Below are 15,311 nucleotides of genomic sequence, written 5' to 3' on the forward strand. Positions count from 1 at the left end.
GGGTCAGCTCCTTTCCAAATCCTGTAATTTCTGCTTTGCGTTTTTCTTCTGCGCCTTTTCCTTGTCAGCCCTAAGCTGCGCCCGGATAGAGGGCTTCTTTTCCGGCTTCGCTTCCTTGCCGCGCTCTTTGTCGGCTTTGACCGCGTTAGCCAGGTCAACAAGGGAAATTGTTTCTCCCGCCTTAACCTTTGCTTCCAGTTCGTCAACGGTAGGGGTGTTGTTGATGATACCGTCAAAGTTGTTGTCGTTCTGCTCTACGGTGTCCTCGATATGCTTCAAGGGGTTTGCCTTTTCCGGCTGCTCTGCGGCAACAGCAAACGCCCGCGTCCCGTTCCCCATAATCAGATACTTTCCGTCGTCCGACTGGTGGTGAAAGCCATATCCGGCGGCTTCTATCTGCTCCCGGCTCATGGCGGTCACATGGAAAGTCCCCCTCGGTGTCTGGATTGTTTCGCCCGTTGTCAGCTCGTCCGGGGTAAGCTGCTTCTGCTCCTGTAAAAACTCCGGCACTTGCCGGAAGCCTACGCTGTCAACGTAATGCGCGGTGTCCTGTCCGTTCTGATGAAGCACTACCACGTCCGAAACGGAAAGGCTGTGTCCCTTAAAATCTTTTGGGTGGTCGATATTGAAGCGGGTATAAATATCTTCAAGGGAAGTTTCCGGCGCAAGGGGCGCGGAATAGACAAGCTCATAGTTCGCTTTATCAACCACATTTCCCGCCGCCTGCAGGCGGTCGTAAGGCTCAAAGCGGAAGTCCCTTGTTTCGTCCCCGCCCTTTATCTGGTAAATGGAAAAGGTGTCCTTGTCCTGTCCGGTGGTCTGCGCCGTTTCCTGTGCCTTTGCGTAAAGCTGCTTTACGTCGCCCTCGGTCAGCTCGCCGCTTTTGAGCTGCCCCATAAGCTCGCGGCATTTCTCCGGCGTTCCCGTATAAAGCACGTCGCCCATTTTCGCCCGCCCGTTCTCCTGTGTCACATAGGCTTGCAAGAGGTGGCTGTTTTCCCGGCTGTCGCTGTAAGGGTTCCGGCGCACTCTGTAAATCGTTTCCGGGGTAAAGGCTTCTTTCGGGGCTGCTTCCGGCTTTTCTTTCCCGGCTGTATCTGCTTTTTTCGGGGCTTCCGGCTGTGGCGCGGCTTCTTGTCCCTCTCTGGTGGGCTGCTCCTGTCCGGCGGTCTGCTCCTTGTCCTGTGCCTTTTGCAGCTCCGCAAAATTCGCGTCTATGGAATTGATAATCTCGGCGGCTGCGCTGCGTATCGTTTCAAGGGAGCTTTTCAGCTCGGACAGCTCCCGCCCGCTGCTCCACCCGGCGACATAGCCGAAAGAATAGTCCGACGTGTCAAGCCCGTAATGTTGGCAGACGGTATAGGCGACGCTTTCCGCTTCGACTTCGCGGGTGCGGCGGTCAACGCGGGGTTGCTCGTCCTTTGGCGCGTTGAGGTCAATGTCGTGCAGCTTCGCATGGGCGATTTCGTGAATGGCGGTCTTTAAGGTCTGTAATTCGCTCATGCCCTCGTTGATAGCAATGCGCTTGTCCTCCAAGTGGTAGTAGCCATGAGAGCCGCCCTCGATATTCTCAAAGGCGATAGGAACGGGGGAAGTCTTTTCAAGGGCTGCGAAAAAGTCCTTATAGCGGTCAACGTCGCCTGTCAGTTCGTCAACGGCAATGTCCGGCAGTTCCTTTCCCTCGGTCTGGGAAACGTCAAAGACGGATACCACCTTGTAGGCGGGTATGGTGATTTCCTTTTCCTCGGTGACGGGCTTTCCGTCCTTGCCGATTATGGGCTTCTGCGTGTGCGGGTCGATTTTCTGCATTTCCTGTTTGATTTTATAGGGCGACGGGGCAATGATTTTAATTCCCTTTTGCCCTCTCATCACATTTCGCTCAAAGTTGTTCTTCCAAGCGGAAAAGCCCGCCAAAAGGGAAGCGTCCGGCTTCTGCATGGCGATAAGGACGGTGTTTCGGAAGCTGTAATTATGGAATTTTGACATGACTTTCAGATATTCCTTGTAACGCTCGCTGTCAAAGAGTTCCGTAATGCCCTGTTCCAGACGGTCGGTAATCTCTTTTAATTTCTCGGCGGGCTTCCCGGCTGTCAGCACGATAGGGATAACCGGGTGCGGCTCCTGTGGCTGCTCTGCGGCGGTTCGGGCGGTCTGCTCTGTGGCGGCTGCGTCCATAAAGGTCTTGTCCTGTCCGCCGCGTTCCGGCTGTGGGAAGCTCATAACGCGGTATTCTTTGGGTATCTCGTTTTCCGTTCCCCGATACCATTCGGTAAAGGTGTTCTGATTGTTATAGATATAGCCCTGTTCGGTAAACTGCCCCTTATCCTTGCTAACTGCGTCCCGCCCGTATTCTTCATACTTGAAATATTTCTTTGCTTCTTCGGGAAGCTCCAGCTCGTCCAGTTCGTCGATAAGATAATAACCGTAATCTTCTTCGCTGCGGACAGTGGGATAGAGCCAGTAACAGTCAAGGTTTTGTGCAAGGTTGATAAGGTCTTTCATGCTTCCGGCATACTCGCCATGTGTAACCGCCGCCGCAAATTTATCCTTGTCCCCGTCACTCTGCATTTCCAGAAGTTTTCCAAAATAATTCAGCTCGTCCATGCTTGCGCTTTGGATAACGGAAAGCGGCAAGTCAAAGGGGCAGTCCTCCGTAGAAGAATACCCGTTGATGAAAAAATCCTGCGGATTGTCTGCGGTAATGCCGACGCTTTCCATAGCCGCATGAAGCTGCTCTGTTGTGGTCGGCATGGGAAGCCACACGCCGCCCGGTTTGCCTGTTTCAAAGCGGCTGCGGCTGTCGATAAGAATTGAAAACTGCTCGTTTATGGTTTCACGCTCCTTTCTCTGTTCGGTGTCCTGTGGCGGCTCTGCTGTGGTGGGGGCTGCTTTTTCAGCGGTAGGCTGCGCCCGTTCCTCGCCCTCGATAGCATAGCCCGGTAAAAGCTGCCCGTTTACTTTGAAATGCTCTGCATACTCTGGCGGGATAGGCGGCGATACCTCGGTGAATAAATGCTGATAGGCTTTGATACGCCCATTCAGATATTTTTCCATAGCTGCCTTGTCTGCAAAGACTTTCCTTTCCTGTCCGGCGATTTTTGCCTGTCCGTAATTGTGGGGGCTGTTGGTGTAAATACTCCATGAAAGCGTCCACGAATAGGGAATGGATTTCTCTTTTTCCCTGTCATACCGGGTATTCTCGGATATGTGGTAGCGCATTTGGTAGACGCGGTTGCTGATGTGCTTCCCGTAGTCCGTAGCTTCCCACTGGTTCGCGGTATGCGTAGCTTCGGGTGTCCTCACATACTCAATGGCTTTGTCAATGGCAAGGGTCTTTCCCGCCTGTTCGTCCCATGCCGCCGCCTGTTCTTGCAAGGCTTCAAAAGCTGCCTGTTCAGCCGCCGCGTATTCTTCCCGCAATGCCTGTAACTGTTCTAAGGGCAGGGCGGTAAGCCCGGAAAGGTCAGCGGTCTGTTCCTCAAAATAAATATTTCGCTCTATCCGCATACTGTCAGCCGGGTCTAACTTGTCACGCTCAAACATGGAGTAACCTTTTTTCTTTTCCATTCATTCGCTCCTTTCTGAAATGGCGGCGCACCGCCGCGCTTTTGGGGTTCGCCCCGTACTACGGTGGGCTGTGCGTTATGCCAACAATTTTTTCATTTTTTTAGAGGGTTTGGGAAACTTCCCAACAAGCAAAATCCCCGTCCGGCGCGTCAGCGGCAGGACAGGGATTTACGGAAGTGGGTACCCGCTTCCTATGCTTGCTATTCAAGTTTTTAGTTCTTCTGTACTTCGATACGGTAGTTGACGTATTTCCCGCCAGTGTCAGCCAGAACGATAGTTCCGTCATAGGTCTTGCCTGTTTTCGGGGAATAGAGCTTCTTCACATTCACTTTGCCGGATTTAAGGAGCGCGGCGGCAATCTTCGCGGAAAAAGCGGTCTTGCGTTCCTCGAAAAAGCGGTCATTCTTCCACATGACAAAGGCACATTCTTTGTTGCTGCAATAATAGTTTTTCTTCCCCTCATGGACGGGGGAACCGCAACGGGGGCATTTGCCGACAGAGGGCTTTTCCTCCCGGAACAAATCCTTTTTCCCGTCCAGTGCTGCGGCGTGTGTCTGCACAAGCTCCCGCGCCATAGCTTCAATGCCGGACAGAAATTCGCCGGGGTCTGCGGCTCCCTTTGCTATCTGCGTCAGATTGTTTTCCCATTCTGCGGTAAGCTGCGGGGAAGTGAGCATATCCGGCAAGACTGATATAAGGGCGGCTCCGTTCTGCGTGGGGATAAGCTGCTTCCCCTTGCGCTCTGCAAAGCCGCCCTTTACCAGTTTTTCAATGACGGCGGCGCGGGTGGCGGGAGTGCCAAGCCCCCGGCGTTCCGCGTCCGGGTCGGTGTCCCCGTTCCCGGCTCGCTCCATAGCAGAGAGAAGCGACGCTTCGCTGTGGGGCTTCGGCGGCGTTGTGGTATGCTCCGTTACTTTTGCGGCGGGGTTAGGAAAGTTCTGTCCCTCGGAAAGCTCCGGCAGCGTCACGCCCTCATTTTCCCCGTCCTCTGCTTCGGGCTTATCTTTCAGCGTCGCCCGGTATCTGCGTTCAAGCTCTTTCCAACCCTCCGCAAGTACGGTCTTTCCCCTTGCGGTGAAGTCTGTCCCGGCGCATGAGAAAACCGCCGTAACCGCTTCATAAATATGCGGCTCGGCGGTGGCAAAAAGCAGACGCGCCCCCGCAAGGGTAAGGATATTCTTCTCGCTTTCCGGCAGCGCGTCCGGGTCAGCCTTTGCAAGCTCCATAGTGGGAATGATTGCGTGGTGGTCTGATACTTTCTTGCTGTCTAATACCTTTGCAATCTCCGGCGTGAAGTCCGCGCCCGCCATAAAGGGGAGCTTTTCGCAAAGCAGCGCGATAATGTCCGCTGCGGTGCCGCCCATGTCGTCAGTAAGAAAGCTGCTGTCCGTCCTCGGATAAGTAAGGAGCCGCTTTTCATAAAGGGATTGTGCAAGGTCAAGGGTCTGCTTTGCGGTGTAACCGAAAATGCGGTTCGTTTCCCGCTGCAAAGAGGTAAGGTCAAAGAGCTTTGGCGGGGCTGCGGTTTTCTTCTCTCTGGTAAGGGAAACGCATACCGCCTTTCCCGCTTCGCAAGCCCCTTTCAGCGCGTCGGCTTCTGCCTTGTCCGAAATCCTTTCGCTTGCCGCGTCCGCGCCGGATAAATCAAGGCGAACATGATAATATTTTTCTTTCTGGAAATGGGAGATAGCCGCGTCCCGGTCGGTGAGCATTTTTAAGGTCGGGGTCTGGACGCGCCCCACGTTCAAGGTCTTTCCATACAGGCAGGAGAAAAGCCGGGTGGCGTTAATGCCGATAAGCCAGTCAGCCTTTGCGCGGCAGAGGGCGGACGCAAAGAGCGCGCCATAGTCCCGCCCGTCTTTGAGGGAAGCAAAGCCCGCCTTAATCGCCCCGTCCTCCATTGAAGAAATCCACAAGCGGCGCATGGGCTTCTTGCAGCCCGCCACTTCGTAGACAAAGCGGAAAATCAATTCACCCTCGCGCCCCGCGTCACACGCATTTACCACTTCGGAAACGTCGGCGCGGTGCATAAGCTCTTTAATGGTTTTGAATTGCTTCCCCTTGTCCGGGTCAACGGCGTACTGCCATTCCTCCGGCAGAATGGGTAAGCTGTCAAAACTCCATTTTTTATATTGCTCCCCGTAGGCGGCAGCTTCCGCAAGCTGTACCAAATGCCCGACGCACCATGAAATGAGGTAGCCGCCGCCCTCGATATACCCGTCCTGTTTCCCCTTAATGCCAAGCGCGGCGGCGATAGTCTGCGCCACGCTCGGCTTTTCTGCAATCACAAGTCTAAATGCCATGAAAAAATCCTCCTTTCAGCGTTCCGGCGCGGTGTGCTTCTTCTCCTGTGCCTGTTTCAGACAATAGCCGATACAGGGGGATTGCGCCTTATAAGGGCAACGCATACACGCCGGGGATTTTGGAACGGGCGGCGCACTGTCACGCCGCCCGGTGGGTCTTTGTACCATCATTTTTTCTAAAGGGTTTTCGGTAAAAAGCGTCATGCTTCCTCGTCCTCCTGTTCTTCATCAGAAAGCCCGTCCCCCTCGTCCTCGTCGTAATCGTCAAAATCGAAATCTTCAAGGTCGGTGTCGCCCTTGACGTTCTGCTTTGGCTTCATAAACTTAAAATAATAGAACGCGCCCCCGCCGCCAAGAAGTGCCACGACAAGGAAAAGCACAAGCCCGCCTGTATTGCCTTTCTCTTTGGGCTGCTCTGTTGGTTTCTCGGTTTCCGGCTCCGCTTCCTTGCCGCTGCAAGCGGTCATGTTGTCCTTGCAGACAGGGCAGCTCACATTTACCTTTCCGGCTTCGCATTTATCGGTGCAACTGCAAACGGCGGGCGGGGCTGCTTCGGTGCTTCCGTCCTCCATGAGTGCCATAAGGTCGGCTTCGTCCACTTGATTAAGGAAATGTACGGTGTCCTCGCCCTCGTCGTCCCGGTCGATAAGGATATAAAAGTAATTGCCGTTTTTGGTCGTCACTGTGATAAGCTGCTTGTTGCCGCCGAAATCGTCTACAAGGGTCGCGTTCCCGTCCGGGGTAAGGGGTTCTTCCTTTTCGGGTTCCTCATAGACAACGCCGCTGTCGTCGGTCGCGTCCTGTCCCTCCGGGGTCTGTGCAAAGGCGGTGACGGAAAAGCCGCCCGTCAGCATGAGGGCGGCGCAGAGTGCGGTCAAGGTTCTAAGGATTTTCTTATTCATTCTCGGTGTCCTCCATTTCTTCGGTGTCGTGGTCTGCGGGTTCTGCGGGGTAGCCCGGCGCGGCTTCCATGCCCGGAATACCGCCGCCGGAAAGCATAGCGGAAAGCTCATGCGGGGAAAGGCGCATGGAGCGCACAAGCTGTACGATTTGCAGGTTTTCCGCTTCGGTTTTCTGCGCTTCAAGCCCCCTTAATCTGTTCTGGTACTCGGTGATTTTCTCGCGGGTCTTTGCAATCTCTTTGTCGATACGTTCAATTTTGTTCATAGCCATCAATAAATTTCTCCTTTCTTTGCTCAAAAATATGTTAATTCCAGTTCATCAGCCCATAGCCTTTGATACAGGAGTAATTGACGGGGTAGCTCTTTATCTTGCAGGCGTCGCCGGAATTGCCCTCGACGGTATAGACGCGCTCCCCGTCCGTTCCGATAACAAGCCCCACATGGTCTGCGCTCCCGTCCCCGTCCCAGTCGAAAAAGATAGCGTCGCCGGGGGCGATATTCTCATAGCCCCTCGCGCCCCATTGCCCGCGTGACTGGAACCAGGGTACGCCCTGTGACTGGCACCCGGCAAAGCGCGGCTCGCTCTTTCCGGCTTGATTGTAGCACCATGAAACGAAACAGGCGCACCATTCCACGCGGCTGTTAAATCCGTACCAGCTCCAAAAGGGTCGCCCGCCCACGTTGCCGACTTGCCGCTTCGCAAGGTCTACAACGGCGGTGTTGCCGGGGCGTGTGCCGTTTACAAGCTGTACGCCGCTTAAATCCTCGGACGCGCCCATATCGGGGGAGCCGCCGCCGAAAATCAGCGGTTTGTTTCCGCTTGTTTCCAGATAGACGCGGTACATTTCAAGCTGCTGTGGCGTTAGAAGTTCCTCCGCAATCTCGGAAATGGGCTTGTTCGTCAGCTTCACGTTGAGGATATGGTACTCGTAGGGTACTTCCTCGGTGGTCGTTTCCCCTGTTTCCGGGTCTGTGCTTGTTTCTGTGCGGTAGCGGATTTCCGTTTCTTCTGTCAGCGTCAAAGTGTACTGCATGGCAAAGACGCGATTTAGCTCTGCCTGTGCGCTCTGCGGGGTGTAGGTCTGTAAAAGGGCGGTGAGGTAGGACGCTAACTCATGGGGGTTATGCCCGATACTGTCAAGGTCATAGCGGTATTCGTCATAGCCGGGGTGGGTGCTTTCGATATTGTCAATCTGCTGCTGAAGCTCGTTTTCCTTTGCGGCGTAATTGTTCTCCGTCGCCACAAGGTCGCTGTCCTCCGACGTGTAGGAAGTCCCAAGTATGCCGTTCATCAAGCCGGGGAACATGGAACCGCAAGAGGAAAGCCCCGCCGATACCATGATGAATAAGAGTAGCGCGGCAACGGCGATACATACGCCCGCCGGGTGCCGCCCTACAAAAGCGATTGCCTTTTTTGTTTCCTCGGCGGTCTTTTTTGCCGCCTTGCGGGTGTTCTCTGCGGCTTTCTGCGCCGTTTTTGCGCCGCCTTTCCTTGCCGACTTTGCATACTGCCGCTTGATTTGCTGCTTCTGCATGAAGCGGGAAAGGGGATTGCCCGCAATCTGCGGATTGTCATGCAGGGCTTTATGGTACTGAAAATCCACATTCGCCTTGAACGCCGCTTTCTCTGCCTTTGCCGCCGCCCGGTAGGGTTTGAGCTTGTGGCTGTGGTAGCCCTCCTTGACTTTCCGCGCCCCGTACTTTGCGCCGCGCTCTGCCAGTTCTTCGGATTTGTGCGCCCCCTCAACGCCGGAATTGTCCTTTTCAACGGAATGTATCTTGTTGTGGACGAAAATACCCGCTTCCTGTGCGGGGCGGGATAGCGGGTTATTGTGGGGCTTATTCTTTCCTATGGGCTTTTCCTGTTCCTCAAAATGTAGGCGGGTCTTGCCTTTCCCGGTGGCTTCATCAAAGGTGCGCTCCCGTACAAGTTTCTTTTCTTTGGGGATAGCCGCCTTTGCCGCGTCCAGACGGTCGGCTGCTTTGTCCGATTTTCGGATATACCTTTCAAGCTCCGGCGTTGCCCGTTCCTCGTCGGTAAACTGCAAGCGGGAAGATTTTTCTTTTGCTGTGGCTTCTGCCTGTGCTTTCCTCGCCGCCTTTTTGCTCGCCTTTCTGGTACGCGCCCCGTCGATACGTTCCAAGACGCGCTCGGCTGCTGCGGTGTCCTGTTCCCGTTCTGCCCCCGGCGCATGGGGAAGCGGCGGCGTGTCGGTTAAGGGCGGGGAAGTTGCGCCGCCCGGTAGGGGCTGCGCTGCCTGTTCCGGCTGCGGTGGGGCTTCGGTCTTTGCAAAGTCCGCGTCCCTTATCCGCTTGCTGATACGTTTCTTTTTCCCGGTAGCGGCGTTTACCTCGACAGCCCCCTCGCGGGTCATTTTCTGCGTGACTTTTTCACGCGCCTTATATTGTTTTATGTGTCTGTCCCTCCAATCCGCGCCCTTGCAAGGGCGCAATACTCGGCGTTTATCTCAATGCCTATATAATGCCTGTCAAGCTGCTTTGCGGCTGCCCCCGTCGTGCCGCTGCCGAAAAAGGGGTCAAGCACAACGCCGCCTTTCGGACAGCCCGCCTTGATACAGGTTTCGGCAAGTTTTGGCGGGAACGCGGCGAAATGCCCGCCCTTGTAGGGAACGGTATTGATAAGCCACACGTCCCGCCTGTTCCGCATGGTCGGCATGAGGGCTTCGTCGTAGTAGCTGCCGCTTCGCGCCCGGTTAAGCCCCTGTACGTTCCCCTGTCCGGGTACTTCGTCCGCATATTTCTGTCCCGCGCTGCGCCCGGTGCGGTACCGCGCCGCCGTTGTGGGGGCTAACGGCTCGGCTATGGCGGCTGCGTCATAAAAATACTTCTTTGACTTCGTAAGCAGAAAGATATGTTCATAGCAGCGGGTAGGGCGGTCTTTCACGCTCTCCGGCATGGGGTTTTCTTTCTGCCAGATAATGTCGCTCCGTAAATACCACCCGTCAGCGCGTAGGGCAAAGGCTAAAAGCCAAGGGATACCGATTAAGTCCTTTTGTTTGCAGCCGGAAACGCGGTTGTTTCTTGCAATCTGCTGTCCGTTTCTGCCTTTCGGGTTCTTCGGGTCTGCATGGTAGCCTTTATTTCCTGTGCCGCAGTAGGTGTCCGCGATATTCAGCCAGAGCGTACCGTCAGAACGCAGTACCCGGCGCAGCTCGCGGAAAACCTCGGTCAGCCTGTCAATGTACTGCTCCGGCGTGTCCTCCCGCCCAATCTGCATATCAAGCCCGTAATCCCTAAGCGCATAGTAGGGCGGGCTTGTGACGCAACAGTGTACGCTTTCCTCTGGAAGCTCCCGCAAGGCATAGAGCGCGTCCCGGTTGATGATTGTGTCAGTTTTCAGCCCGTTCATGCTTCGCCCACTTCCTCCGGCTTCGTCGTCATTACCCGGTAAAGCTCGGTGTCTTTCGGGAAGCGGTCTACAAAGGGCAGCACCACGTTCCCGTAGAAGATAAGCCCCTCGCCCGCTTCGGTGTGGGTGACATACTTCATCTGCTGCGGGGAGATGTTGAGCTGCTTTGCAAGGATAGCCCGGTCGCCCGCCGCCTGATTGAGCATGAGGACAAAATCAGAGTTTTCAAAGATATTCTCCACTTCGCGGGAAGCAAGCAAATCTTTGACGTTCTGCGTGATTGCTGTGGGTATGCCGCCCCATTTTCTGAAACGCTTCCAGATTTCAACGGAATAGGCGGCGGTCTGTTCCTCTTTCAAGAGAAGATGAAATTCGTCCATAAAATACCGGGTGGATTTCCTTTCTGCCCGGTTGACGGTGACGCGGTTCCATACCTGGTCCTGCACAATGAGCATACCTAATTTTTTGAGCTGCTTCCCAAGCTGCTTGATGTCAAAGCAGACAAGGCGGTTTGAAAGCTCTACATTCGTCCTGTGGTTAAAGACGTTAAGGCTCCCGGAAACATAAAGCTCCAACGCCGCCGCGATACGCGCCGCTTCCGGCTCCGGCTGCTTCAAAAGCTCGTTGTAGAGGTCGCCCAAGATAGGCATTTTCTCCGGGTCGGGGTCTGCAAGGAAAGGGCGGTACACGTTCCTAACAGCGCGGTCAATGACGGTCTTATCGACGGGCTGCAAGCCCTCCTTGCCGCCTATGACAAGCTCGCAGAGGGAGAGGATAAAGTCGGATTTCAGCGCAAGGGGGCTGTCGTCCTCGCTGTAATTGAGGTTAATATCCATAGGGTTCACATACTGGGGCTTCCCGTCAATGCCCTTGCCCGTAGGCGATAACCGTATCACTTGCCCGTCAAGCCGCTGCACAAGGGAAAAATACTCTGCTTCCGGGTCGCAGATAATTATGTCGTCGTCGGTAATGAGGAAAGCGTTTGTCATTTCCCGTTTGGCGGCAAAGGATTTCCCGCTTCCCGGCGTACCCAAGATTAAGCCGTTGGGGTTCTTTAGCTGCTTGCGGTCGCAGAGTATCATGTTGTTAGACAGGGCGTTTAAGCCGTAATACAAAGCCGCGCCCGTCTGAAAAAGCTCCTGCGTGATAAAGGGGATAAAGATAGCGGTGCTTGACGTGGTAAGCCCTCTTTGAATGGGGATAAGGTTCTCCCCAAGCGGTACAGAGGACATAAGCCCCGCTTCCTGTTGGTAGTCAAGGCGGGTTAAGGCGCAGTTGTTCTTCTGTGCAATGCCCGCCGCCGCGAATACGTCATTTTCCAGTTTCCTTTTTGTGTCTGCCATGTTCACCACAAGGAACGTCAAGAGGAACATTCTTTCATTCCGGCTCTGCAAGTCCTGTAAGAGGTTCTTCGCTTCGCTGCCGAAAGTGGCAAGGTCGGACGGGATTATATCCATGTCGTAGCCGCTGCGTACCGCTTTTTTCTGTTCTTCGATTTTCATTTTGTCAAGGTCGGTGATTTTCCGCTTGATTGTCTTTATGGCTTCGGTCTGGTCGATACTGTGGATATGCAGATTGACGATAACGCCCGTTTCCAAGTCCAGAATGTCAGATAAGATACGGTCGTTTAATTCCGGCGCAAGGATTTCAAGGAATGAAACCGCGCCGATTTTGCGCCCCATGCGGAAATACCGCCCCTCGCCAAAACGGAAAGAGGACGGGGCGATAAAGTCCTTTGTGGAAAGCCCGGACGGGGCAAGCCATGAAAAATCAAAGGCAAACTGCCCGCCCTCCGGGTGGAAAATGCCATGCAGCATTTTAAGGCGTTCATAGCCTGTCATGGGGCGGGCAGACACGCCCAAGAGCTTAAAGTTGTTGAGTACGTCCGTTTCGATACGGGCAAGGCGGGATTTCGCCGCGCCCAGACTGTCGGCTTCAATGGCAAAGGTGATATATTTTGCTTTGACAAGCCCGTTGTTGCCCTTTGCAAGCTGGTTTTTCAGCATATCCCGGTATTCTGTGCGGATAGAATTGAAAGCGTCCTCCTGTGCCGGGATATTGACCGCCTTTTCCGCTTCGCCGCGCTGCGTCCCCTGATTGATGAAAGAGAGCTGCACCGAAACGGAAGCGTCAAAGTAGTTGAGGAAGTCGCACCAGTTCTCAAAAATGGCGGTCTTGTCGTCTGCCTGTGCAAGCTGATAGTTAATATCTTCAAAGGCGACGGTCTTTGAGTATTTCCGTCCCGTAACCTTGCAGATACCGTCCGGGTACATCTGGATATAAGGGATTGTCTGCTGCGCGGTGTGCGCTTTCCCGTCGCCCTTTGCCTGTCTGATGATTTCCGCAATCTGCTTTTTCTCGGCGCGGGTGAGCTTGCGGGGCGGGTTAGGCTTTGCGCTTCCCGCCGCGCTGTTTCTTCGTGTTTCCTTTTGCAATCGCTGATACCTCCTTTTCAAGTTTTCTCTGCCGTTCTAAGACGGAATAAAAGTTGTCTGTCCTGTATGGTCGTTCTTTGGGGGCTATGAATTTCGTCTGAATGATGTTCTTCACCACCACTTCAAGGGGCTGTCCATGCTTCTCATACATGGCAAAGAGGAAACAGGGCAGCATGACGGCAATCATAGCCATAGACGCAAGGCTTGTGCCTGTGCTGTCTTTGAGCAGAAAGAAAAGCGGCAAGCCGAACAGGAGAGCCGCCGCAAAACATACAATCTGCCGTTTGGTAAGGTTGAACGCTACTTTTGTCTTGACTTTGGATAAGTCTTTGGGTACGGGTACATACGCCAAGTGAAAACCTCCTTTCTCTGGGTTTGGTGTTGCTGTAACTTCCCATAAGGGTAATCAAGGCAAAGGTCAATCTATGCCCTTTGCCCGCCCGTATTATATGGGGGTTATCCGCGTCAAGGTCGGGTCGTATTTTCGCCGCTTCGCTCTGAAAATCTCCACCCTGCCCTTGACACGCCGCTAATGCGCGGAGAATATCGACTTCGCCAGTGCGCCGGATTTGAACAGGGAGAAACAGAGGATAACGGTATAGGCTGCAAGGGAGAATATCGCGCTGTGCAGATTGTCCGCTATTATCATGTTGTTTACCAGAACCGCGTAAATGCCGACGCATATCATAATGAGGAAGCCTTGAAAACCGATAGCGAACAGGGATTTGAGGTAGTTGTTTCCTATCTGCCCCCATTCCCGGTTCGTCATTGTTGCAAACGGGATAGGCGATACCGAACAGTAAAGGTAAATCTCTATCATGCGCCCGTAGAGGATAACGGTTATCAGTACGGACATGATTTTCATGCACAAGCTCACAAGGCTTGTTTCCATGACAAGTAAGAGCAGTTCGGGGATTTCCATAGCGTCAAGCCCGTCCTGCATGGAAGCAAGGGCGGCGGCAACATCAATCTCTGTGCTGCCGCCGATTACCCCCGCCGCGCCGGAAACAACGTGCTGCGCCATATCGAACACCGCCATAGTGATGTCAAAGGTGTGCGTCACAAGGTAGACTGCCACAAACGCCTTGAACACCCACTTGAAGAACATGGAAGTGTCAACGTCGTGCATATTGTTCTTTTCCGTTACCATGCTGATAAGCTCATAGCATAGGACGTAGGTAATGACAAGCCCCGCAATGGGTACGATTACATTCTCACTAAGGGTCTGTATCATGGAGAATATATTTGCGTTCCACCCTTGCGGGGTCTGCCCTACCTCTGCGGCGATAGTGCCGACTTTCTCGTTTACGTCCCCGAACATAGTTGACAGATTACCGTTTATGGCTCCTATGAGGATTTCCTTTATCCATTCGTTAATCGCGTCAAGTATGCTCTGCATAAGCCTTTACCCGCGCTTCTTAACCGAACAAGCCGGAAAGCAGCGGTACAAGGGTCATGCCGATAAGGGCAACGCCGCCGCCCGCCATAAGCTGTTTTATCCCCAATTAGGTGTAAAACTCTGCTCGATGGCGGGCGGCGGCGTACAAAAAATCTATATGGTGTTTTTAAGAGAACCGTCCCGGCGGGACAGGTCAGGCAGTGACCTGTTCCACCTCCGGGATGGGTTTGAGATTAAAATGAATTTCGATAGAAATGTGTCTTGTTTTATCTTCGTCAATGCGCTCATGCACGACGATTTCTTTGATTAAGCGGTTGAGGGTGGCTGCGTCCAACTCTGTGATGTTGGCATATTCCTGAATGGCTTCCACCCATTGTTTTGCGTCATTGGCAAGCTGGACTTCATCGGACAGCCGCTTTCTGCCCTCGGACACTTTTGTTTTAAGTTCCGTCTGCTCGGTCTGTGTCTTTTCCAGCATGGTGTTGAAGTTCTGCTCACTGATACGCCCTGCAATCATATCTTCATAAAGCCGCATTACCATTTTGTCCAGAACCTCAATCCGTTCCTCGTCCCTTGTAAGGGAGCGTTCCATTGCTTCCCGCTGTTCCCGCTGCTCGGCTTCACAGGTATTGGTCAGGCGGTCAGCAACCGCTTTCCCGTCCATCAGGGCAGCTCTGGCACATTCCCGGATTTTCCGCAGCACATGACTGTAAAGGGTGTCATAATCAATCCGGTGCTGGGTGCAGTGGTTCTTTCCAAAGGCATTGTAGGTCTTGCAGGAGTAAATCTGCTGGGGATGTTTTGCGTTTGTGTAGCGTACCGTCAGAGACTTCCCACACTCGCCGCATTTTATCAGTCCGGCAAACAGGCTGATTTCATTGGTCTGCCCCGGACGCTGGCGGGATTTCAGCTTGTTCTGCACAATGTCAAAGCTCATGCGGTCAATCAGCGGTTCATGCTGTCCTTCCACTACAATCCAGTCCTCCGGCTTCTTTTCCCCAATCGTGCCGATTTTGAAACGGTAGTCCTTTTTCTGGGAAGCAATCGCCCCAGTGTAAACGGGATTCATCAAAAGGTCTTTGATAACGGAAAAGTCCCACATATACCGCCCGTTTTCCGGGTCTTTCTTTTCCCATTTGGTGCGGGTATTGCGAAGCCCCCGTTCCCGGTTCCACCATGTGGGGCAGGGGATTTTTTCTTCCTCCAGCCGTCTGCGGATATAGTTCGGACCATGACCGTTTAGGGCATATCCGAAAATCAGCCGCACAATCGGGGCGGTTTCCTCGTCAATGAGCAGATGGTTTTTGTCCTCCGGGTCTTTCCGATACCCAAACG

Annotated in this window: 11 protein-coding genes and 1 pseudogene; all 12 read right to left on the reverse strand. The window is 53.8% G+C overall.

Annotation, left to right across the window (positions count from 1 at the left end; all coding sequences use genetic code 11):
• Window positions 1-3 precede the first annotated feature (3 nt).
• A complete protein-coding gene (locus DWZ40_RS11730; protein ID WP_002569179.1) occupies window positions 4-3,567 on the reverse strand; it encodes a YodL domain-containing protein in 3,564 nt (1,187 codons plus the stop codon).
• Between the two features lie 212 nt (window positions 3,568-3,779).
• Complete coding sequence (locus DWZ40_RS11735; protein WP_002569178.1) at window positions 3,780-5,870, reverse strand: DNA topoisomerase 3; 2,091 nt, start codon at window positions 5,868-5,870, stop codon at window positions 3,780-3,782.
• Between the two features lie 15 nt (window positions 5,871-5,885).
• The gene (locus DWZ40_RS11740; protein ID WP_002569177.1) at window positions 5,886-6,074 is read right to left on the reverse strand and encodes a hypothetical protein; all 189 of its coding nucleotides are present in this window, start codon (window positions 6,072-6,074) and stop codon (window positions 5,886-5,888) included.
• The gene (locus tag DWZ40_RS11745; RefSeq protein WP_002569176.1) at window positions 6,071-6,772 is read right to left on the reverse strand and encodes a DUF4366 domain-containing protein; all 702 of its coding nucleotides are present in this window, start codon (window positions 6,770-6,772) and stop codon (window positions 6,071-6,073) included. Before DWZ40_RS11745 ends, DWZ40_RS11740 begins: the two co-directional genes overlap by 4 nt.
• Window positions 6,765-7,043: a DUF4315 family protein gene (locus tag DWZ40_RS11750; protein ID WP_002569175.1), complete on the reverse strand. Its 279-nt coding sequence runs from the start codon at window positions 7,041-7,043 to the stop codon at window positions 6,765-6,767. Before DWZ40_RS11750 ends, DWZ40_RS11745 begins: the two co-directional genes overlap by 8 nt.
• 34 nt (window positions 7,044-7,077) lie before the next feature.
• Entirely contained in the window at window positions 7,078-9,147 is a 2,070-nt protein-coding gene (locus DWZ40_RS11755; protein ID WP_118543197.1) for a CHAP domain-containing protein, read from the reverse strand.
• A 35-nt stretch (window positions 9,148-9,182) separates the two neighbouring features.
• Window positions 9,183-10,142, reverse strand: a complete 960-nt coding sequence (locus tag DWZ40_RS11760) for a site-specific DNA-methyltransferase (RefSeq protein ID WP_002569173.1) — start codon at window positions 10,140-10,142, stop codon at window positions 9,183-9,185.
• Window positions 10,139-12,577, reverse strand: coding sequence for a VirB4-like conjugal transfer ATPase, CD1110 family (locus DWZ40_RS11765; protein ID WP_002569172.1), 2,439 nt, complete (start codon window positions 12,575-12,577; stop codon window positions 10,139-10,141). The genes DWZ40_RS11760 and DWZ40_RS11765 overlap by 4 nt, the downstream gene beginning before the upstream one ends.
• Window positions 12,528-12,929: a PrgI family protein gene (locus DWZ40_RS11770; protein ID WP_002569171.1), complete on the reverse strand. Its 402-nt coding sequence runs from the start codon at window positions 12,927-12,929 to the stop codon at window positions 12,528-12,530. The genes DWZ40_RS11765 and DWZ40_RS11770 overlap by 50 nt, the downstream gene beginning before the upstream one ends.
• Window positions 12,930-13,106: 177 nt before the next feature.
• On the reverse strand, window positions 13,107-13,976 hold the full coding sequence (locus DWZ40_RS11775) for a VirB6/TrbL-like conjugal transfer protein, CD1112 family (RefSeq protein ID WP_002595174.1): 870 nt from the start codon (window positions 13,974-13,976) through the stop codon (window positions 13,107-13,109).
• A 19-nt stretch (window positions 13,977-13,995) separates the two neighbouring features.
• A pseudogene (locus DWZ40_RS11780) lies at window positions 13,996-14,079 on the reverse strand (Maff2 family protein); the annotation flags it as partial.
• A 90-nt stretch (window positions 14,080-14,169) separates the two neighbouring features.
• The coding region (locus tag DWZ40_RS11785) for a recombinase family protein (protein ID WP_118543198.1) at window positions 14,170-15,311 on the reverse strand (1,142 nt) is incomplete at its 5' end.

The sequence above is a fragment of the Clostridium sp. AF32-12BH genome (assembly GCF_003477935.1).
In the GTDB taxonomy this organism is placed as follows: Bacteria; Bacillota; Clostridia; order Lachnospirales; family Lachnospiraceae; genus Brotaphodocola.